Origin of the sequence: Limnohabitans sp. MMS-10A-192 (assembly GCF_003063335.1) — a bacterium.
Classification (GTDB): Bacteria; Pseudomonadota; Gammaproteobacteria; order Burkholderiales; family Burkholderiaceae_C; genus Limnohabitans_A.
Genome location: NZ_NERX01000005.1, coordinates 59976 through 80796 on the forward strand (window position 1 = coordinate 59976; position 20821 = coordinate 80796).

Consider the following 20821-nt stretch of genomic DNA (forward strand, 5'->3'; position numbering starts at 1 on the left):
CAAGGATCATGCATTCTATGAAACCGAACTTTCTCTTGGGAATTTCTTGTCTGGCCGTGCTTTGGAGTGTGCCTTTGACCACCTGGTCGCAGGCCCCTGCGGCCCAGGCCGCAATGGTGAAGCCTGCAGCGCAAGTGCACACCTACACCTTGGCCAATGGCATGACCTTGTGGGTCAAGCCCGATCGCCGGGCACCCACGGCCGTGCACATGGTGTGGTTGCGGGTGGGCTCCATGGACGAGGTGGATGGCACCAGCGGCGTGGCCCATGTGCTGGAGCACATGCTCTTCAAAGGTACGCCCAATTTGGCGGCAGGTGAGTTTTCGCGGCGTGTGGCGGCTTTGGGCGGGCGTGAAAACGCGTTCACCTCCAAGGACTACACGGGTTACTTTCAGCAGATCCCTGCGCACCAGCTGGAGGCGGTGATGCGTCTGGAGTCGGACCGCTTTGCCAACAACCAGTGGCCCGATGCGGAATTTGCCAAAGAGCTGGAGGTCGTCAAGGAAGAGCGCCGCTTGCGCACCGAAGACAACCCCCGTGCCTTGCTGCACGAAATGCTGGCGGCCACCGCTTTGTCTGCATCGCCTTATCGCCGCCCGATCGTGGGCTGGATGAGCGATCTGGAGGCCATGACGGCACAAGATGCCCGTGATTTTTACCGCCGCTGGTATGTGCCCGGCAATGCGGTCGTGGTCGTGGCCGGAGATGTGGACCCTGTGCAGGTCAAAGCCTTGGCCGACCAATATTACGGCGTGATCTCCGCGCGCAGCGTGGCCGATCGCAAGCCCCAGCAAGAGCCTGCGCAGCAAGGCCTGCGCCGCTTTGAATTCAAGGCCCCGGCCGAGCAGTCGTATGTGGCGCTGGCTTTCAAAGTGCCTCGCTTGGCCAGTTTGCAGCCCTCTGCCGAGCACGACGATGCCCTGGCCCTCACGGTGCTGGCGGCTGTGCTGGACGGTTACAGCGGCGCCCGCCTGGAGCGCGCTTTGACCCAAGGTGAGCAGCGCCTGGCCGACAGCGTTGGCGCTTACAACGGCCTGATGGGGCGCGGGCCACAATTTTTCTACCTCGAAGGTGTGCCTGCCAAAGGCCAGACCACCGAGGCGCTGGAAGCCGCCTTGCGCGCGCAAGTGCAAAAGGTGGCCAAAGAAGGCGTGGCCGAAAGCGAGCTGCAGCGCGTCAAGACCCAGTGGGTCGCCAGCGAAATCTACAAACTCGACTCGGTCTTCAACCAGGCCCGCGAACTGGGTGTGGCCTGGACGCTGGGCTTGCCGCCCGATCACGGAGAACAATTGATGGCGCGTCTGCGCCGGGTCACCGCGGCGCAAGTGCAGGCGGTGGCGCAAAAGTATTTTGGTGACGACAGCCTCACCGTGGCGGTTTTGCGTCCACAGCCCCTGTCGGGCCAAGTCAAACGCAAGCCCGCTGCCGGTGCGCGGCACTGAAGGGGCGGTCATGAAAGTCAAGAACATGTTGCATCAAGCGTGTGTGGGCGCTGCCTTGCTGGCAGCCACGTGGGCACAAGCGGCCTTGCCCATCCAGCATTGGACCCAGCCCAACGGAGCCCGTGTTTACCTGGTGGAAAGCCATGCCATCCCGATGGTCGATGTGCAAATCGATCTGGACGCTGGCAGCCGGCGCGATCCGGCCGCGCAGGCGGGCCTGGCCTCGGTCATGGCCGGACAAATGGCCAGTGGCTTGCGCGCCGATCCCAAAGGCACAGGCCCCTATGCCCGGGCCATGGACGAAAACCAGTTGGGTGAAGCCTGGGCCGATCTGGGGGCCAGCTTTGGCGCCGGGGCTGGCGCAGACCGTTTGAGTTTCTCGCTGCGCAGCCTGAGCTACCCGGACTTGCTGGACAAGGCGGTGGCTCTAGCGGCCCGTCAAATGGCGCATCCGGCCTTTCCTGAAGCGATATGGGGGCGTGACCGTGAACGTTTGTCCGCCGCCATCCGCGAGTCTTTGACGCAGCCTGGCACGGTGGTGCAAAACAGCTACGCCTCGGCCGTCTATGGCAGCCATCCCTACGGCTACAAAACCACGCCCGAATCCTTGTCGCGCATCGGGGCCGCTGACCTGAAAGCCTTGCACGCCCGAGCTTTGCGCACCTGCAATGCATCGGTCAGCGTGGTGGGTGATTTGTCGCGCGCCCAAGTTGACGCGCTGGTCAAGCGCTTGCTGGCCTTGTGGCCGGCCATGTCGGCTTGCCAGGACATGCCGCCAGTGGCTGAAGTGCAGCCCTTGAAAGCCGCGCAAGCGGTGAATGTGCCTTTCGATTCCGCACAGGCCCATGTGCTGATGGGTCAGCCCGGCTACAAGCGCAACGATCCGGACTTTTTCCCCATGCTGGTGGGCAACCACATTTTGGGCGGTGGCGGTTTCGTGTCACGCCTGACCGAGCAGGTGCGAGAAAAGCGGGGCCTGAGTTACAGCGTGTACAGCTATTTCGCGCCGGGGCTGCATGCGGGGGCCTTCACGGTGGGCCTGCAAACAAGGCCAGACCAAGCGGCGCAGGCCATCGCCGTGGCGCAAGAGGTGGTGCAGACCTTCGTCAAGGACGGCCCCACCGAAGCCGAGTTGCAAGCGGCCAAGGCCAATCTGGTTGGTGGCTTTGCCTTGCGCATCGACAGCAACCGCAAGCTGCTCGACAACGTGGCCAACATCGCGTGGAACCGTTTGCCGCTGAACTATCTGGACACCTGGACGGTACAGGTCGATCGGGTGAGCGCCGACGATGTGCGCCGCGCCATGGCCCGGGTGCTGCAACCCGAGCGCATGGTCACGGTGGTGCTGGGCGCGCAGCCCTGAGGTTTCAGATGTGCGCCGCAAAAGGCGGCACGTGGCGCATGTGCAAGGTCAGCCCCAGCGCTGCCATGTGGTTGTCGTTGCGACCCAAGATGCTTTGCGCCAGCGGCAGGAAGGCTTGTTCTTCCAGTTTGGCGTGGGCCTGGTAGCGCTGGACCATGGCCTGCAGGGCGCTCACGTCCAGCATGGCGTCCTGTCCTTTGGCGACTTTGCGCAAACTGGGCTCCAGCGATTCCCAAATCTTTTCCAGGCTGCGGTGGTCCTGTGTGAGTTGTTCGATCAGGGCGTCCACCTTCATGCGTTCAGCGCCTGCCTGAGCGCTGGCGCGCACGGCCGTGAACAGGTCTTTTTCTTCTTCGCTGTGGTGGGTGTACATGCCTGTGCTGAAGAAGGCCAGAGACTGCTCGGCAATTTTGCGCGCCTGCGCGGCAGGCCCCAGCAGCGCGGGCAAATCGCCCATGCGATCGAGCTGGGCAAAGATGCCCACATGGCAATTGGAAAAATGGGTGATGGGGGCTTCAGATGGGTTGTGGCTCATGGTTTATCCATTCAGTGAATGGTTTCACTGTAGGCAGCATGGGCGGCTGCGCCAAGTGCGATGTGCGATTTGTTTGACGCAAGTCATGAGCGTCCAGTCCACCGCGCGGCGTGAGTGGATCGCACACAACACACATGCCGTTACAACTGGCCCGGCATTTGGGTCATCAGGGCGCAGACGGGCCGCGTTGTAGTTGCAAGTCCAACAAGGTGTTGGACTGAAAACTGAAAGAAGGACTCTTCTCATGAACAAGCTGCTCGCCACCCTGATCGCCGGTTTCTTCGCTGCCGGTGCATTCGCCCAAGCCCCCGCTGCGCCTGCGACAGCTGCTGCACCCGCAGCCGCCGTAGCACCTGCTGCCAAGGCCGAAATGAAAGATGCCAAGGCACAAGCGAAGGCCCAGGCCAAAGCTGCGAAAGCCGAAAAGAAAGCAGCCCACAAGGCCGAAGCGAAAGCGGCACCAGCCTCCGCTGAAAGCAAAGTGGCCCCTGCCGCAGAAAAAATGGCCGACAAAGCCGCTGCCAAAGTCGACGCCAAACTGCCACAAGGCAAGTGATACCCGCCAGCCGGACAGTTTGTCCGGCCAGCGCTTCACCCCACGAGAAGCCTGCACCTGTGCAGGCTTCTTTGTTGGTGGGTGTCGTTGGCGCGTGCCCGCGTGTCGCAAGGGCCGCAAGCGGGCCTTTACACTTGGCCCCATGCGTTCATCCAAAGTTTCTTCTGCGCCGCGCCAGGCCGCGCGTGCGTCCGCGCCCCCTTCAGCCCAAGCAGGCAAGCCCAAAGGCCATGCCGCACACGAAGTGCGCATCATCGGTGGCCAATGGCGCCGCACACGCCTCAAAGTCATCGACAAACCCGGGCTGCGCCCCACGCCCGACCGCGTGCGCGAAACCTTGTTCAACTGGCTGGGTCAAGACCTGAGCGACTGGCGCTGCGTGGATGCCTTTGCCGGCACCGGCGCGTTGGGCTTGGAGGCCGCTTCGCGTGGTGCGGCCCATGTGCTGATGTTGGAGCAAGACCCTGCCTTGGTGAGCGCCTTGCAAACCCATGTGCTGCGCTTGCAGGCGGGCATGGTCCAGGTGCAGCGCGCAGACGCCATCGCCGCTTTGCAGCGCTTGCCTGCGGGCAGTGTGGACTTGGTGTTCATCGATCCGCCGTTTGATGGCCCCTGGTTTGAATCGGCGCTCAAAGCCGCCTCAGCCGCCGTGCCGGTGGGGGGCTGGGTGTATCTGGAAGCGCCCGTGGCCTGGACCGATGAAGCTTTGGGTGTTTGGGGCCTGAAGGTCGAGCGTCACCTCGAGGCCGGTGCGGTGCATGCCCATTTGCTGCAGCGCACGGCATAAACGCACTGCATAATTTGTGCAGACTGAACCGAGGACCCACCATGCAACACCCCGTGATCGCTGTTTACTCTGGCACCTTCGACCCGCTCACACTGGGCCATGAAGACGTGGTGCGCCGTGCGGCCCGGATGTTCGATCAGGTCATCATCGCGGTGGCCACCGCCCACCACAAGAAAACCTTGTTCAGCCTGGACGAGCGCTTGCACCTGGCGCAGTCTGCCCTGAACGATTGCCCCAACGTCAAAGCCGTGCCTTTTGATGGCCTGATTGTGGATTTCGTGCGCGCCCAACAGGCGCAAGTGATCGTGCGTGGTCTGCGCTCGGTCACCGATTACGACTACGAAACCCAGATGTCGGGCATGAACCGCCATCTGGCCCCCGATGTGGACACCGTGTTTTTGCACACCAGCGCCAACGTGCAACACATCAGCAGCACCTTGGTGCGCGAAATCGCCAAGCTCGGGGGTGATGTGTCGGGCCTGGTGTCGGCACCTGTGCTCAATGCGCTGGAGTTCAAGCTCTCCAGCGCGGACTGATCAGTCTTCCGCGCCTTCCACCAAAAAGCGCACGCGCTTTTGGCCTTGCCATTCGTCGGCATCCAGCCGGTAAGCCAGCTTCACTTTGGACGGTAAGGGCTCTGTGCGGCCAAACCAGATGCCGTCCACCGGTTGGCCTTGGTGCTTCATCTTGAGCGACAGGTGTTTTTCGCCCACCAAGCGTTGCGACACGATTTCAATCTCTTCACAAAACACGGGCGGCGCAAAGCCCTGGCCCCAGACCTCGTGGTGCAGCATCTCCACCAAATCCACCCGGCGGTATTCGGCAGGCAGCGGCCCGTCGGTTTCCAGGCGGCGTTGCAGCGTGGCAGCGTCCAGCCATTCCATGGCCACCTGGTTCAGGGTTTCTTCAAACACATCGAGGTGTTCTTCGGCAATGGTGCAACCCGCCGCCATGGCATGCCCACCAAAGCGCAGCAGCACGCCCGGTGCGCGTTTGGCCACCAGATCGAGCGCATCGCGCAAATGGAATCCCGCGATCGAGCGGCCTGAGCCCTTGAGTTCGTGTTCCTTGCCCGGCGCGCTGCTGGCCGCGAACACAAAGGTGGGGCGGTGCAGTTTGTCCTTGATCCGCGAGGCCACGATGCCCACCACGCCTTCGTGAAAGTCCGGGTCGAACACACAAATGGCGGGCGGTGGCTCGTCGCCTTCGTCAAACAACGATTCGGCCATCTCCATCGCCATCTCGCGCATGTCGCCCTCGATCACGCGGCGTTCGCGGTTGATCGCGTCCAGCTGCCGGGCCAGCTCGTCGGCGCGGCCTGCATCATCGGTCAGCAGGCACTCGATGCCCAGCGTCATGTCGGCCAGCCGACCTGCCGCGTTGATGCGTGGCCCCAGTGCAAAACCAAAGTCAAAAGTGGTGGCCTTGGCCGTTTCGCGGCCCGCTGCGCGCATGAGCGCCGACATGCCCGGAGGCAGAGCGCCTGCCCGCACCCGGCGCAGACCTTGCGCCACCAGGCGGCGGTTGTTGGCGTCGAGCTTGACCACGTCGGCCACGGTGCCCAGTGCCACCAAGGGCAGCAGTGCGTCCAGGCGCGGCTGGGTGCTCGCGTCAAACACGCCGCGCTGGCGCAACTCGGCGCGCAGGGCCAGCAGCACGTAAAACATGACGCCTACACCCGCGATGGACTTGCTGGTGAAGCTGCAGCCGGGCTGGTTGGGGTTGACGATCACTTCTGCCGTGGGCAGTTCGTTGCCCGGCAAATGGTGGTCGGTGACCAGCACCTGCAGGCCCAGCGACTGTGCCGCTTGCACGCCCGCCACGCTGGCGATGCCGTTGTCTACGGTGATCAAGACATCTGCGCCTTGTTGGTGCACGCGCTCGGCAATCGGGGGCGTGAGGCCATAACCATCCACCACCCGGTCGGGCACCAGATAACTCACGTTCTGGGCGCCCAGCATGCGCAAACCGCGCACGCCTACGGCGCAGGCGGTCGCGCCATCGCAGTCGTAGTCGGCCACGATGCACAAGCGTTTGTTGTGCGCCATGGCATCGGCCAGCAATTTGGCGGCTTCTGTGGTGCCCAGCATGCCGGCCGGGGGCAGTAACAGGTTCAGCGCATCGTCGAGTTCATCTTTGGACTGCACGCCACGGGCGGCATACAGGCGGGCCAGCAAGGGGTGGATGCCCGCTTGTTCCAGCGCCCAGGCGCTGCGGGGGGGCACATCTCGGGTGAGCAAATTCATGGGGTGATCAGGGCGGCCAGTGCCGCTGCAGGTGTGGTCTTGTTGAACAGTCGCGTGATGCGTTGGTGCCAGGCGGCGGGGGCGGCCTCATAGGTTTGGGCCGCGTGTTCGCTGCACAGGCTGAGCGTCGCCTGGCCTGTGGCTTTGAAGTGCGTGAGCAAATCGGCCACGGCGGTGGCGTCAAGCCCTTGCCAGGCTTGCCGCCAAGCCTGCACATCGCCGCGCAAGGCGCTGTGGCGCAGGGCTTCGGGCAACGCCACGTGCCGGGCAGGGGCTGCAGCCGTCGGCAGTGTGCCCGCGCCATGCAGCCAGAAGGAATTGACCGAGATCTGCCTGCGTGCATCGCGGGCATTGTTCACCGGGTGGTTGTACAGCAGCATTTGCATCTCGCTTTGCAGGCGCTGCAAGGGGCGCGCGGCGGGACTCTCGGGTATCCAGCGCTTGATGTTTTGGCCGATCACCCGGTCGAGCGATGCGCAGGCCAGGTCCGTCAGCATCGCACCCTGAACATGCCACTTGAGTGCGCTGTGCCAGGTGACCTGCAAACCGTCTTCTTGCAAAAACGGCTGCATGGCCTGCAGCAATTGCTGCGATTCATCGTCCGACAGGAACAGGCTGGCCGGGTCGAGCATGACCACTTGGTCCATGCCGATCTGCCAATGGCAAGGCGTCATCCAGGCCTGTGGTGTCGTGCCCGTTTGCGTGGTTTGCCAAGCGGCCCATGGCAGGGCGGCAAGCCCATCGTTCCAGCCCAAAGCTTGGGCGTGCAAGCGTTCGTGCGGCATGTGCAGTGGCGTGTCCTCGCTGTCTTGCTGCACAGGCTGGCGCTGCAAAACCGCCAGCAAGGTTTGTAAATGGGGCAACTGCAAATCGGCCAAGGCCTCTGGACCTGCTAGGGCGTGGCTGGCGGCGTAGGGAATGATCAGGTGCATGGGGCCTGATTGTCGCAGGCCCCTGAACGGCCTGGCAGGCTGAGGGGGCTGTTCAAAGGCACAATGACCCTCAAAACCCAAAGACAGGAGACCGCATGAAAGAAACCCCCTACGCCTGGGTGGTGGTTTGGGCCACGTTTGTGTGCCTGGCGCTGATCTTTGGGGTGTCGTATTCGTTCGCGGCGTTTTTTGAATCGTTTGCAGCCGAGTTTTCGGCGCAGCGGGCCGATGTGTCCTGGATTTTTGGCCTCTCTGGCTTTGTGTATTTTGTGATGGGCGCTGGCGGCGGCATGTTGGCCGACCGTTTTGGCCCGCGCATCGTGTGCTCGGCCGGCATGGCTTTGATTGCACTGGGCTTGCTGGCCACCAGTTGGGCCACGTCTTTGTTGGCGGTGTACGTGAGTTACGGCCTGCTGGTGGGCCTGGGCATTGCCCTGGTCTACACCCCGTCGATTGCCAGCGTGCAGCCCTGGTTCACCACCCGGCGCGGTTTGGCCGGGGGCATTGCCAGTTCGGGCGTGGGCGCGGGCACTTTGCTGGTGCCGGTGCTGGTGGCCATGGCCATTGGCCCCATGCCCTGGCGCGAGGCGATGCAGGTGCTGGCACTGGGCGTGCTGGTGCTGGGCCTGCTGGCGGCGGCTTTGTTGCGGCGCGCACCTGCTGCCCCGTCCTCGGGTGCAGGTGGCTCGTCCTCTGGCCTGAGCTTGCGCGAGACCTTGCGCAGCCCCACGTTTCGCTGGCTGTACTTGGCCACGGTGTTGGCCTCGCCGGTGATGTTCATTCCATTTGCCCATGTGTCGGCCTCGGCGCGTGATCTGGGCTTGGGCGAAGCCTTTGCCGTGGGCCTGGTCGGCCTGATCGGTGTGGGCAGTCTGGTCGGACGCTTTGCCATCGGCCTGTTGGCCGACCGGCTGGGGCGGGCGCAGACGCTGGTGCTGATGCAGATGTCCATGGGCGCGTCGTATGTGCTGTGGGGTGCAGCAGGCGGGCAGGGGCTGCTGGTGGTGTTTGCGCTGTGGTTTGGCCTGAGTTATGGCGCCATCGTGTCGCTCTTGCCCGCCATTTGCATGGACTACTTTGGCGGAAAATCGGTGGCCAGCGTGGTGGGCACGCTCTACAGCGGCGCGGCTCTGGGGAACTTGCTGGGGCCTGTGTTGGCCGGTGCGGTGTTTGACCACAGCGGCCACTACTTGGGCGTGATGGCGGTGTGCGCCGTGCTGTCGCTGTGTGCCACCTGGGCCTCGCGGCAAATGAAGCGCAGTGGGCAGGCGCAGTATTGAACAAAAAGAAGGATCTCCATGCACAACGATTTGCACGCGCTGCGGCGCATCCTCAAAACATGCCCCACCATCGCCGTGGTGGGCTTGTCGGCTGAATGGCACCGACCGAGCTACTTTGCGGCCAAGTACATGCAGTCGCACGGTTTCAAGATCGTGCCCGTGAACCCGCGCTATGCGGGCAAGCCGGTGCTGGGCGAGACCTGTTACGCCAGCCTGGGCGACATCCCTTTCAATGTGGACATGGTTGACGTGTTTCGCCGCGCCGAAGACGTGCTGCCGATTGCCGAGCAAGCGGTGCAGATCGGTGCCAAGTGCCTGTGGCAACAACTGGGCGTGGCCAACCCCGAGGCCGATGCGCTGGCCCGGCAGGCGGGCATGGATTCCGTCACCAACCGCTGCGTGAAGATCGAACACGCCCGTCTGTTTGGCGGCCTGAACTGGGTGGGCGTGAACACCGGCATCATCTCGGCGCGGCGGCTGGTGTGAAGGCTTCTTTCCCCTTGCCACTTAAAACAAATTGATGACCCCAACACCATGACCGACCGCCAATTCCACCCCGAAACCCTGGCCATCCACGCCGGGCAAATCCCCGACGCGGCCACGGGCGCACGCGCCTTGCCGATTTACCAAACCAGCAGCTTCGTGTTTGACAGCGCCGAGCACGCGGCCTCGCTTTTTAACCTGCAAACCTTTGGCAATGTGTATTCGCGCTTGAGCAACCCCACGGTGGCAGTGCTCGAAGAGCGTGTGGCCGCGCTCGAAGGCGGGCGCGCTGCCGTAGCCAGCGCATCCGGCATGGCGGCCGAAACCATGGCGCTCATGACCATCTTGCAAGCGGGCGACCATGTGGTGGCCGCTGGGGCTTTGTACGGCGGCTCGGTCACCATGCTGGCCGTGAGCCTGGCCAAATTCGGCATTGAAACGACGTTTGTGGACGCGACCAAGCCTGAAGCCTTTGCCGCCGCCATGCGACCCAACACGCGTGCGGTGTATGCCGAAAGCCTGGGCAACCCGAGCATGGTGGTGCTGGACATCGCCGCCGTGGCCGAGGTGGCCCACGCACATGGCGTGCCGCTCATCATCGACAACACTGTGCCCAGCCCACTGCTTTGCCAGCCGCTGTTGCTGGGGGCCGACATCGTGGTGCATTCGGCCACCAAATACCTGGCGGGCCACGGCACCACGCTGGGTGGCGTGGTGGTTGAAGGCGGCAAATTCCCGTGGGACAACGGCAAGTTTCCGGGCATGACCGAACCGTCCAAGGGCTACCACGGCGTGAAGTTTTACGAGACCTTTGGCGACTTTGGCTTCACCATGCGCTGCCGCATGGAGAGCCTGCGCGTGTTTGGCGCAGCGCTCAGCCCCATGAGCGCCTGGCAAATTTTGCAAGGCGTCGAGACCCTGCCGCTGCGCATGCAAAAGCATTGCGACAACGCTTTGGGCGTGGCGAAGTTTTTGCAGGCCGACCCGCGTGTGGCCTGGGTCAATTACCCCGGCTTGCCCGACCACCCGCAGCACGCCCTGATGCAGCGCCAGATGCGCGGCGCGTCGGGCTTGCTGTCGTTTGGCGTGAAAGGCGGTTTGGCGCAGGGCGTGACCTTCATCGAGTCGGCCCAGTTCATGAGCCACTTGGTCAACATCGGCGACACCCGCACCCTGATCAGCCATCCGGCCAGCACCACGCACCGCCAACTCGATGAAGCTCAGCAACTGGCTGCGGGCGTGCCGCCCGACATGGTGCGCATTTCGGTGGGCTTGGAGAATCTGGACGACATCTTGTGGGACATCGACCAGGCGCTGGACAAAGCCAGCCGTTGAAAAGCCCCAACTGCGATTGGTCACAATAGCGGCCTATGGCTTTTTTCAAAAACATTCCCTACGAACTCGTACTGGGCTGGCGTTACACCCGCGCAGGCCGCGCCACGCGGCGCAATGGCTTCATTTCTTTCATTTCCGGGGTGTCCATGATGGGCATTGGCCTCGGTGTGGCGGCGCTGATCATCGTGCTGAGCGTGATGAACGGCTTTCAAAAAGAGGTGCGCGACCGCATGCTGGGTGTGGTCTCTCACATAGAGGTTTATGCCGCCGACGGCGGGGCGGTGCAGGACTTGCCCGCTTTGCTGCGCCACCTCAAGGCCCACCCGCAGGTGTTGGGTGCCGCGCCTTTCATCACCGCGCAGGCTTTGCTGGCGCGGGGTGAAGACATGAAGGGCGTGCTGGTGCGTGGCATCGATCCGGCGCTGGAGCCAGAGGTGACGGACCTGAATTCGGACGCGCAGGGTGCCGCCTTGCTGCGTTTGCTGCCCGGTCAGTTCGGCCTGGTGTTGGGGACCGATCTGGCGCAGGGGCTGGGTGTGCAGGTGGGCGATCCGGTGACTTTGGTTTCGCCGTCGGGGCAGGTCACGCCAGCGGGTGTGGTGCCACGCATGAAGCAGATGAATGTGGTCGGCCTGTTCCATTCCGGGCATTACGAATACGACGCCACCTTGGCCATGATGCATGTGGACGATGCAGCGCGGATGTTCCGCCTGGAAGGCCCCAGCGGCATCCGCTTGAAACTCAAGGACTTGCACGAAGCCCGCGCTGTGGCGCGGGACTTGCAGCTGCAATTGGGCGCGCGCTTTTGGGTGCGCGACTGGACGCAGCAAAACAAGACCTGGTTTGCCGCCGTGCAGGTTGAAAAACGCATGATGTTCATCATCCTCACGTTGATCGTGGCGGTGGCCGCGTTCAACCTGGTCAGCACCTTGGTGATGACGGTGACCGACAAACGGGCCGACATCGCCATCTTGCGCACTTTGGGCGCCAGCCCGCGCAGCATCATGGGCATCTTTGTGGTGCAGGGCGCCACGGTGGGCGTGATCGGCACCATGAGCGGTTTGCTCTTGGGCTTGTTGGTGGCCTTCAACATCGATGTGATCGTGCCCGCGCTGGAAAAACTGTTCAACGCCAGCTTCTTGCCGCGCGACATTTACCTGATCAGCCGCATGCCCAGCGAGCCACTGGCCAGCGACATCGTGCCGATCGCGTTGATCTCTTTGGTGTTGGCTTTTGTGGCCACGCTCTACCCCAGCTGGCGCGCCAGCCAGGTCAACCCTGCCGAGGCGCTGCGTTATGAATAAAACTGTCTTGCAAGCCCAGGGCCTGACCAAGCGCTTCACCGAAGGCCGTCTGGATGTGACCGTGTTGCAGGGCGTGGACCTGGAAGTCCATGCGGGGCAAACCTTGGCGATTGTGGGCGCTTCGGGCTCGGGCAAGAGCACGCTCTTGCATTTGCTGGGCGGGCTGGACGCGCCCACGCAAGGCAGCGTGCAGCTGCAGGGCCAATTGCTCTCAGCGCTCAGCGCGGCCGAGCAAGGCCAGTGGCGCAACCGTTACCTGGGTTTTGTCTACCAGTTCCACCACCTCTTGCCCGAGTTCAGCGCGCTGGACAACGTGGCCATGCCCTTGTGGATCCGCCGCCAAGACCGCGCCCAGGCTGCCGCCGTGGCGGCGCAGTGGTTGGCCCGCGTGGGGCTGGCCGATCGCGTGCACCACCGGCCAGCCGAGCTGTCGGGCGGCGAGCGCCAGCGCGTGGCCTTGGCCCGGGCGCTGGTCAACGATCCGGCTTGTGTGCTGGCCGATGAACCCACCGGCAATCTGGACCGCGAGACGGCCGATGGTGTGTTCGCGCTGATGCTGCAATTGGCGCGCGAGCGCGGCACTGCTTTTGTGGTGGTCACGCACGACCAGGCCTTGGCGGCCCGCTGCGACCGGCAATTGCATCTGGTCAAAGGCGTGTTGCAGCCAGCTGTTTGAGCTGCGATGTGGATCGACACCCATTGCCACCTGGACGCGGCGGAGTTTGACGCCGACCGTGGTGCGGTTCGGGCGCAGGCCCGCGCACAAGGTGTGGCGCTGTCTGTGATCCCGGCGGTGGAGCGCTCGCATTGGTCGGCCGTGGCGCAGCTGGCGGCCCAGCAAGGCGATGCCTATGCCCTGGGCATTCACCCTTTGTATGTGCCGCAGGCCAGTGAAGAAGACTTGCTGGCGTTGGACCGGGCCTTGACCGAGCGCCAGGGCGACCCGCGCTTGGTGGCGGTGGGCGAGATCGGGCTGGATTTTTTTGTGCCTGCCTTGTGCGAGCCCGCCATGCGCGAGCGGCAGTGGCGGTTCTACACCGCCCAATTGATGCTGGCGCAAAAACATCAATTGCCGGTGATCTTGCATGTGCGCCGATCGGCCGACCTCTTGCTCAAAGGCCTGCGCCAATGCCCGGTGGTGTCTGGCATCGCGCACGCCTTCAATGGCAGTGCGCAGCAGGCCGGGCATTTTGTGGCGATGGGTTTTGCGTTGGGCTTTGGCGGTGCGCTCACTTACGAGCGGGCTTTGCAATTGCGCCGATTGGCGTGCGATTTGCCGCTTGCGGCTTTGGTGCTGGAAACCGATGCGCCCGACATGCCGCCGCATTGGCTGTACCAGACGGCTGAGCAGCGGGCGCTGGGCCAGGCGCAAGGCCGCAACAGTCCGGCTGAGTTGCCGCGCATTGCGCAGGTGCTGGCGGATTTGCGTGGGCTGGCGCTCCACGATCTCGCGCAAGCCAGCACAAGCAATGCCCTGCGGGTTTTGCCCAAGCTGTCGGCCTTGTCTTTGACGGGGGGATGAGGTTGTCCAACGATGCTCAACAGCCCGAACGTTTGCAGGGTTTGCCGCCCTTGGTGCATGCCCACACCCGGGTCTTGGTGTTGGGCAGTTTCCCCAGTGTGAAGTCTTTGCAGTCGCAGCAGTATTACGCGCACCCGAAAAACCATTTCTGGCGCATCATGCTGGCGCTGTGGCCCGATGCCCCTTGGCCTGTAGACGGCGATTACGGCCAGCGCTGCCAATGCTTGCTGGCCCAAGGCGTGGGTGTGTGGGATGTGTATGCGCATTGCGAGCGCGAAGGCAGTCTGGACAGTGCGATCCGCCATGCGCAGCTGAATGATTTTCCGGCTCTGCTTGGGCGTTGCCCCCAGTTGCGCGGCATCTTGCACAACGGCGGCGAGAGTTTCAGACACGCCAAAGCGGTCGAAAAAGCGCTGCTCAGCGCGGGTTTGGCCGAGCGCGTGACGCTTCATCGCCTACCATCGACCAGTCCGGCCAATGCGTCGTGGACTTTTGAACAAAAACTCAGCGCCTGGCAGGCGGTGATGAACACCCATGGAATGATGGCATGAGCCGAAAAAAAGCAATCGAACTGCCCGAAGTCAATTTTTCTGAAGACGGCGAAATCCGTTACCTGCACTTGGGCACCGAGTGGATTCAGGGCTCCATGTTTCTGGACAGGCCTTACGACATTGAGCTGGAGTATGTGCAGCGCATGTTCGGCTGGCTGCTGTTTTTTCCGCACGACGAAGTCAAAGGTGCGCACGCCATGCAGCTGGGCTTGGGCGCAGGCACCATCACCAAGTTTTGCTACAAAAAGCTCAAGATGACCACCACCGCCATCGAGCTCAACCCGGGTGTGCTCCATGCGTGTCGTGGCTGGTTCCGTTTGCCGCCAGACGATGAACGTTTGCGCGTGGTGCTGGCCGATGCGGCGCTGGAAATCCAGTCTGACGAATGGCGTGGCACCGTCGATGCGCTGCAGGTGGATTTGTACGACGAACACGCGGCCGCGCCCGTGCTCGACACGCCCGACTTTTACCGCCACTGCCGCGATCTGCTCAGCCCGCAAGGCGTGATGACGGTCAACCTGTTTGGCCGCTCGTCCAGCTACCCGGCCAGCGTCGAGAAGATTTGCGCGGCTTTTGGCGAAGACGCGGTGTGGGCCTTCAAACCCACCCGCGAAGGCAATGCGATCGTGCTGGCCCAGCGCACCAGCAGCCGACCCAAGCGCGAAGAGTTGCTGGCGGCTGCCGAACGCATTCAGGACAAATGGGGTCTGCCTGCACCCAAATGGCTCAGGGTGTTCAAGCCGCTGAGCAAATGAAGCCGTGGCGCACACTCATGGTGCGCCAAGCCGCATGAAATAAGGGTAAACCATGGTTTTCTCATGATGGGGACATAGGTGTAACCCACATCCATCCGCAGTGCATCTTCACGCAAAATCATGCCAACTCAATCAGAGGAGATATGTCGTGAACATCAAGAGTCAAAAAGACTTTTTTTCAGGTCTGCTTTTTACAGTAGCGGGTGCAGCTTTTGCATATGGCGCTACAAATTACAGCATCGGTTCTGGCGCCCGCATGGGGCCAGGTTACTTCCCCATGTTATTGGGCATCTTGCTGGCCGTGATCGGTGGCTTTGTGATGTTCAAGGCCTTAACGGTCGAGACACAAGACGGCGAAAAGATTGGCAAATGGGCGTGGAAGCCTTTGTTTTTCATCATCGCTGGCAACTTGTTGTTTGGCGTCTTGTTGGGCGGCTTGCCCAGCTTGGGTGTCCCGGCCATGGGTCTGATCATGGCCATCTTTGGCACCACCATCGTTGTCAGCCTTGCGGGTGAGACCTTCAACCTCAAGGAAGTCCTGGTTTTGTCCAGCGTTCTGTCCATCGGCAGCTATGCCGCTTTCGTGTTGCTGCTCAAGTTGCAGTTTCCCGTTTGGCCCACATTCATCACCGGTTGAGGAGTAACAGAACATGGAATTGTTTGACAACTTGGCACTGGGTTTTGGGGTGGCTTTCACCTTTCAGAACCTGATTTATGCGTTCATTGGCTGCCTGTTGGGCACGCTGATCGGTGTGTTGCCTGGTGTGGGGCCTGTGGCCACCATCGCCATGCTGCTGCCAGCTACTTATGCGCTGCCCCCTGTGGCTGCGCTGATCATGCTGGCCGGTATTTATTACGGTGCACAGTACGGTGGATCTACCACGGCCATTTTGGTCAACCTGCCCGGTGAAGCTTCATCGGTGGTGACCATGATCGACGGCTACCAGATGGCTCGCAAAGGTCGTGCAGGTCCTGCATTGGCTGCGGCGGGTTTGGGTTCGTTTTTCGCTGGCTGCGTAGGTACCCTCATCTTGGCTGCATTTGCGGCGCCTCTGACCGAGGTGGCGTTCAAGTTTGGCCCCGCCGAGTACTTCTCCCTGATGATCTTGGGCCTGATTGGCGCCGTGGTGCTGGCTTCAGGGTCGCTGATCAAAGCGGTTGGCATGATTGTGCTGGGCCTGTTGATGGGCTTGATTGGTACCGACGTGAATTCCGGTGTGGCTCGTTTCAGCTTTGATATTCCTGAGCTGACAGACGGCGTGGGTTTCATCGTCATCGCCATGGGCGTTTTTGGCTACGGCGAGATCATCTCCAACTTGTCCAAGCCTGAAGATGAGCGCGAAGTCTTCACCGCCAAAGTGACGGGTCTGATGCCCACAGTTGAAGATTTGAAGAACATGGTGCCTGCCGTCTTGCGCGGCACGGCGCTGGGCTCTGCTCTGGGTATCTTGCCTGGTGGCGGTGCTTTGCTGGCAGCTTTTGCGGCCTACACCATTGAGAAGAAAACCAAGTTGCGTCCGGGCGAAGTGCCTTTTGGTCAAGGCAACATCCGTGGCGTGGCGTCCCCTGAGTCGGCCAACAACTCGGCTTCGCAGACATCCTTCATTCCTTTGCTGACCTTGGGCATTCCGCCCAACGCCGTGATGGCTTTGATGGTGGGTGCCATGACCATCCACAACATTCAGCCCGGCCCGCAAGTGATGACCAGCAACCCCGAGTTGTTCTGGGGTCTGATCGCATCGATGTGGATTGGCAATGCCATGTTGGTGATTTTGAACCTGCCTTTGATCGGCATTTGGATCAAGTTGCTCACCGTGCCTTACCGCTGGTTGTTCCCGGCCATCGTGCTGTTTTGCGCGATCGGTGTGTACTCGACCAACAACAACACCTGGGACATCTGGATGGTGGCCATGTTCGGTGTGATCGGTTACACCTTCATCAAGTTGGGCATGGAGCCAGCGCCTTTGCTGTTGGGCTTCATTCTGGGCCCGATGATGGAAGAGAATCTGCGCCGTGCCATGTTGCTCTCGCGTGGTGACTGGAGTGTGTTTGTGACACGTCCTTTGTCGGCCGGTTTGTTGGCTGCCGCTGTTTTGTTGCTGATCATTGTGGCTTTGCCATCGATCAAATCCAAACGCGAAGAAGCATTCGTGGAAGACTGAGCCCTGCTTGTCTTCTTGATCCCAACGGCCTCCTCGCGAGGCCGTTTTTCATGGCGGCCCCCGTGTCACCTCTGCTAGCACCAGGGTTTGCCGCCTCTGACAAAATCAAGGATTGGCTGGCCTTGGGCCACGAATTTTTGGCGACTTACGGACTGATATGCAGTTTCACAACCAATACCCTTACACCAGCACACGCTTGCCTTTGTTTGCCCGCAATGTGGTGTCGACCTCACACCCCTTGGCGGCGCAAGCGGGCCTGCGCATGATGCTCAAAGGCGGCAACGCGGTCGATGCCGCCATCGCCGCTGCGGCCGTGATCACCTTGACCGAGCCTGTGAGCTGCGGTCTGGGCTCCGATGCTTTTGCCATTCTTTGGGATGGGCAACAGCTGCATGGGCTCAATGCTTCGGGCCCTGCGCCATCGACTTGGACGCCCGAATACTTTCACCGCAAATATGGCGCGGATGCGGTCGCGCCTCCGAAGCGCGGCATGGACTCGGTCACCGTGCCAGGCGCCGTCGCAGGCTGGGTGGCCATGAGCGAGCGTTTCGGCAAGCTGCCTTTTGCCGACTTGCTGGAGCCCGCCATCGAGGTGGCCGAGCGCGGTTATCTGGTGCCAGTGGTGGTGCAACAAAAATGGGCGGCGGCCACACCCGAGCTGCAATCGCAGCCGGGCTTTGCGCAGAGCTTTTTGCCTTGGGGCCGTGCGCCCGAGGTGGGCGAGTTGTTCCAGTTCAAGAACGCGGCGCGAGGTCTCAAAGCCATCGCCGCCACCAAAGGTCAAGCCTTGTACGGTGGCGAGATCGCCGAAGCGATTGAGCGTTTTGCCAAAGACAACGGTGGCAGCATCACCGCCAAAGACTTGGCCGACTTCAAGCCAGAGTGGGTCAAGCCGATTGCGCAAGACTACCGGGGCTATACCCTGCACGAAATCCCGCCCAACGGGCAGGGCATCGCCGCCTTGATCGCGCTGGGCATCTTGTCCAACTTTGACCTGGCCAGCCACGCGGTGGACGGGGTCGATTCGCAGCACCTGCAGATCGAAGCCATGAAGCTGGCGTTTGCCGATGTGTACCGCTATGTGGCCGATCCGCGCTACATGGAGGTCACGCCTGAGCAGATGCTTGACCCGGCTTACCTGGCCAGCCGTGCCAAGCTCATCGACATGAAGAAGGCGCAAAACTTCCAGGCGGGCAACCCGGTCAAGGGCGGCACGATTTATCTCACGGCGGCTGACGAAAACGGCATGATGGTCAGCTTCATCCAGAGCAATTTCATGGGTTTTGGCTCCGGTTGTGTGGAGCCGACCTATGGCATCAGTTTGCAAAATCGCGGCCATGGCTTCAGCACCAACGCGAAGGGGCCCAACACGGCCAACTTGGTGATGCCCGGTAAGCGCCCATTTCAGACCATCATCCCTGCTTTCCTGACCCAAAACGGCCAACCCGTCATGAGCTACGGTGTGATGGGCGCCAACATGCAGCCCCAGGGTCATATGCAAACGCTGGTGCGCATGTTGGACTACAAGCAGAACCCGCAGGCCGCTTGCGATGCGCCGCGCTGGCGCTACAACACGGGCCTGAACATCAACGTGGAAGCCGCGATGAACGCCCAGACCGTGCAAGCACTGACCGAGCGCGGTCACCAGCTCGACATCATCAACGACTCCTACCAGGACTTTGGCGCTGGCCAATTCATCTGGCGCATGGGCGATCCGGGTGTGGAGGGTTACATGGCCGCCAGCGACCCGCGCCGGGACGGGCAGGCGGTGGGCTTTTGATGGTGCAGGCACAGCCGCACAAAGCCTCCGCTGGTTTGATCCTGGCGGCGACCGGTGCCATCGCCTTCAGTGGCAAGGCCATCATCGTCAAACTGGCCTACCGCCATGGCGTGGATGCGGTCACGCTTTTGATGTACCGCATGCTGTTTGCGCTGCCCATGTTTTTGCTGATGGCCTGGTGGGCAGGGCGGGGCAAGGCCGCGTTGACTGGGCGCGACTGGCTGGGTGTGATCGGCTTGGGTTTCAGCGGTTATTACTTGTCGAGCTTTTTGGACTTTTGGGGCCTGGAGTTCATCAGCGCTTCGCTGGAGCGCTTGATCCTGTACCTCAACCCCACGCTGGTGCTGGTGCTGGGTTGGTTCTTGTTCAAAAAGCGCATCAGCACCCGCCAGGGCATGGCCATGGCCATCAGTTACTCGGGTGTTTTGCTGGTGTTCGGGCATGAAGTCAGCCTGGCCGGCACGCATGCCGCCCTGGGGGCCTTTTTGGTGTTCTCCAGCGCATTCACCTATGCCGTTTACCTGACCTACAGCGGCCAGATGGTGCAACGCTTGGGTTCTTTGCGGCTGGCCGGGCTGGCCTCTTCGGCCGCTTGCTTTTTTTGCTTGTTGCAGTTTGCACTGCTGCGGCCCTGGGCCGCTGCGCAAGTGGCCGAGCCGGTGCTGTGGCTGTCGCTGCTCAACGCCACGGCCTGCACCGCTTTGCCGGTGCTGCTGGTCATGATGGCGATTGAGCGCATTGGCCCGGGCCTGACGGCGCAGACGGGCATGATCGGCCCCATGTCGACGATTTTGATGGGCGTTCTGATTTTGGATGAGCCCTTCAATGTGTGGGTCATCGCTGGCACCGCTTTGGTGGTCAGTGGTGTGTTTTTTGTGACGCGGCCAGCGGGCCGCAGCAATTGATTTTCAGGAGAACAAAATGGATCTGGGCATTGCAGGCAAATGGGCTTTGGTGGGTGGCGCGAGCAAAGGCTTGGGCTGGGGTTGCGCACGCGCCTTGGCGCTCGAAGGCGTGAACGTGGTCATGGTGGCGCGGGGCGCTGAGGTGCTGGACAAGGCCGTCGACGACTTGCGTGCCGAAACAGGCGGCAAGGTGAAATTGATCGCGGTGGCACAAGACATCACCACCCCAGCGGGCCGCGAAGCCATCTGGAACGTGGCCGGTGGCCCCGGCAAGGACTACGACATCGTGGTCACCAACGCAGGCGGCCCACCCCCTGGCGACTTCCGCGACTGGGACCGCGACGCCTGGATCAAGGCCATCGACGGCAACATGCTCACCCCGATTGAACTGATCAAAGCCACGGTGGACGGCATGGCCGCACGCGGCTTTGGCCGCATCGTCAACATCACCTCCAGCGCTGTGAAGGCGCCCATCGATGTGCTGGGCTTGTCCAACGGTGCACGCAGCGGCCTCACGGGCTTTGTGGCAGGCGCCTCGCGCAGCAAGATTGCAGGCCAGGGCGTGACCATCAACAACCTGTTGCCCGGCAAATTCGACACCGATCGCATCCGCGCCACGCTGCCTGCGATGGCGCAAAAGCAGGGCAAAACCGTGGAAGAAATGCGCGCCATCCAGCAAGCGCAGATTCCCGCCGGGCGCTATGGCAACCCTCAGGAGTTCGGTGCGATTTGTGCCTTCTTGTGCAGCCAGCATGCGGCTTACATGACGGGCCAGAACGTGTTGGCCGATGGGGGCGCGTACCCGGGCAGTTTCTAAGCCGGTAGATTGAGATGGACCCCGGGTCTTCGCCCGGGGTGACATCAGGCATTCGGCCCCGGGTCT

At 62.1% G+C, this 20821-nt stretch carries 21 protein-coding genes; 18 read left to right on the plus strand and 3 right to left on the minus strand.

Features of this window, described 5'->3' with window-relative positions; genetic code table 11:
• Positions 1 to 17: 17 nt before the first annotated feature.
• Together B9Z43_RS11630 and B9Z43_RS11635 are read left to right on the plus strand one after the other, a co-directional pair.
• Entirely contained in the window at positions 18 to 1442 is a 1425-nt protein-coding gene (locus B9Z43_RS11630; protein ID WP_108325748.1) for a pitrilysin family protein, read from the plus strand.
• Positions 1443 to 1452: 10 nt separating this feature from the next.
• Positions 1453 to 2805 carry a pitrilysin family protein gene (locus B9Z43_RS11635; protein ID WP_199222304.1) on the plus strand — a complete coding sequence of 451 codons (1353 nt, stop codon included), beginning with the start codon at positions 1453 to 1455 and terminating at the stop codon, positions 2803 to 2805.
• 4 nt (positions 2806 to 2809) lie between these two features.
• On the opposite strand, the gene B9Z43_RS11640 is transcribed toward B9Z43_RS11635, so the two are convergent.
• Positions 2810 to 3340 carry a hemerythrin domain-containing protein gene (locus B9Z43_RS11640; RefSeq protein WP_108325750.1) on the minus strand — a complete coding sequence of 177 codons (531 nt, stop codon included), beginning with the start codon at positions 3338 to 3340 and terminating at the stop codon, positions 2810 to 2812.
• A gap of 244 nt (positions 3341 to 3584) precedes the next feature.
• Between B9Z43_RS11640 and B9Z43_RS11645 the strand changes: the two genes are divergently transcribed.
• From B9Z43_RS11645 to coaD, 3 genes are all read left to right on the plus strand, one after another.
• Positions 3585 to 3896 (plus strand): cell envelope biogenesis protein TolA, encoded by a 312-nt coding sequence (locus B9Z43_RS11645; protein ID WP_108325752.1) that lies wholly within the window; start codon positions 3585 to 3587, stop codon positions 3894 to 3896.
• A gap of 142 nt (positions 3897 to 4038) precedes the next feature.
• The gene (gene rsmD / locus B9Z43_RS11650; protein WP_108325754.1) at positions 4039 to 4683 is read left to right on the plus strand and encodes a 16S rRNA (guanine(966)-N(2))-methyltransferase RsmD; all 645 of its coding nucleotides are present in this window, start codon (positions 4039 to 4041) and stop codon (positions 4681 to 4683) included.
• 41 nt (positions 4684 to 4724) lie between these two features.
• A complete protein-coding gene (gene coaD / locus B9Z43_RS11655; protein WP_108325757.1) occupies positions 4725 to 5219 on the plus strand; it encodes a pantetheine-phosphate adenylyltransferase in 495 nt (164 codons plus the stop codon).
• On the opposite strand, the gene recJ is transcribed toward coaD, so the two are convergent.
• Complete coding sequence (recJ, locus tag B9Z43_RS11660; RefSeq protein WP_108325759.1) at positions 5220 to 6929, minus strand: single-stranded-DNA-specific exonuclease RecJ; 1710 nt, start codon at positions 6927 to 6929, stop codon at positions 5220 to 5222.
• Positions 6926 to 7861: a hypothetical protein gene (locus B9Z43_RS11665; protein WP_108325761.1), complete on the minus strand. Its 936-nt coding sequence runs from the start codon at positions 7859 to 7861 to the stop codon at positions 6926 to 6928. The genes recJ and B9Z43_RS11665 overlap by 4 nt, the downstream gene beginning before the upstream one ends.
• 95 nt (positions 7862 to 7956) lie before the next feature.
• On the opposite strand from B9Z43_RS11665, the gene B9Z43_RS11670 reads away from it, so the two are divergent.
• From B9Z43_RS11670 to B9Z43_RS11730, 13 genes are all read left to right on the plus strand, one after another.
• Entirely contained in the window at positions 7957 to 9141 is a 1185-nt protein-coding gene (locus tag B9Z43_RS11670; RefSeq protein ID WP_108325763.1) for an MFS transporter, read from the plus strand.
• An 18-nt stretch (positions 9142 to 9159) separates the two neighbouring features.
• Entirely contained in the window at positions 9160 to 9627 is a 468-nt protein-coding gene (locus tag B9Z43_RS11675) for a CoA-binding protein (protein WP_108325765.1), read from the plus strand.
• A gap of 48 nt (positions 9628 to 9675) precedes the next feature.
• Positions 9676 to 10959: an O-acetylhomoserine aminocarboxypropyltransferase/cysteine synthase family protein gene (locus B9Z43_RS11680; RefSeq protein ID WP_108325767.1), complete on the plus strand. Its 1284-nt coding sequence runs from the start codon at positions 9676 to 9678 to the stop codon at positions 10957 to 10959.
• 35 nt (positions 10960 to 10994) lie between these two features.
• Positions 10995 to 12263 (plus strand): lipoprotein-releasing ABC transporter permease subunit, encoded by a 1269-nt coding sequence (locus B9Z43_RS11685; RefSeq protein WP_108325769.1) that lies wholly within the window; start codon positions 10995 to 10997, stop codon positions 12261 to 12263.
• On the plus strand, positions 12256 to 12939 hold the full coding sequence (gene lolD / locus B9Z43_RS11690; RefSeq protein WP_108325771.1) for a lipoprotein-releasing ABC transporter ATP-binding protein LolD: 684 nt from the start codon (positions 12256 to 12258) through the stop codon (positions 12937 to 12939). The genes B9Z43_RS11685 and lolD overlap by 8 nt, the downstream gene beginning before the upstream one ends.
• A 6-nt stretch (positions 12940 to 12945) precedes the next feature.
• Complete coding sequence (locus tag B9Z43_RS11695; RefSeq protein WP_108325773.1) at positions 12946 to 13785, plus strand: TatD family hydrolase; 840 nt, start codon at positions 12946 to 12948, stop codon at positions 13783 to 13785.
• Entirely contained in the window at positions 13782 to 14336 is a 555-nt protein-coding gene (locus B9Z43_RS11700) for a DNA-deoxyinosine glycosylase (RefSeq protein WP_108325775.1), read from the plus strand. The genes B9Z43_RS11695 and B9Z43_RS11700 overlap by 4 nt, the downstream gene beginning before the upstream one ends.
• On the plus strand, positions 14333 to 15091 hold the full coding sequence (locus tag B9Z43_RS11705; RefSeq protein ID WP_108325777.1) for a spermidine synthase: 759 nt from the start codon (positions 14333 to 14335) through the stop codon (positions 15089 to 15091). The genes B9Z43_RS11700 and B9Z43_RS11705 overlap by 4 nt, the downstream gene beginning before the upstream one ends.
• A 148-nt stretch (positions 15092 to 15239) precedes the next feature.
• Positions 15240 to 15728: a tripartite tricarboxylate transporter TctB family protein gene (locus tag B9Z43_RS11710; RefSeq protein ID WP_108325780.1), complete on the plus strand. Its 489-nt coding sequence runs from the start codon at positions 15240 to 15242 to the stop codon at positions 15726 to 15728.
• Between the two features lie 13 nt (positions 15729 to 15741).
• The gene (locus B9Z43_RS11715; protein ID WP_108325782.1) at positions 15742 to 17253 is read left to right on the plus strand and encodes a tripartite tricarboxylate transporter permease; all 1512 of its coding nucleotides are present in this window, start codon (positions 15742 to 15744) and stop codon (positions 17251 to 17253) included.
• Between the two features lie 157 nt (positions 17254 to 17410).
• A complete protein-coding gene (locus tag B9Z43_RS11720; RefSeq protein ID WP_108325785.1) occupies positions 17411 to 19033 on the plus strand; it encodes a gamma-glutamyltransferase family protein in 1623 nt (540 codons plus the stop codon).
• Positions 19033 to 19938 (plus strand): DMT family transporter, encoded by a 906-nt coding sequence (locus tag B9Z43_RS11725; protein ID WP_108325787.1) that lies wholly within the window; start codon positions 19033 to 19035, stop codon positions 19936 to 19938. The genes B9Z43_RS11720 and B9Z43_RS11725 overlap by 1 nt, the downstream gene beginning before the upstream one ends.
• Positions 19939 to 19954: 16 nt before the next feature.
• Positions 19955 to 20755, plus strand: coding sequence for an SDR family oxidoreductase (locus tag B9Z43_RS11730; RefSeq protein WP_108325789.1), 801 nt, complete (start codon positions 19955 to 19957; stop codon positions 20753 to 20755).
• Positions 20756 to 20821 lie beyond the last annotated feature (66 nt).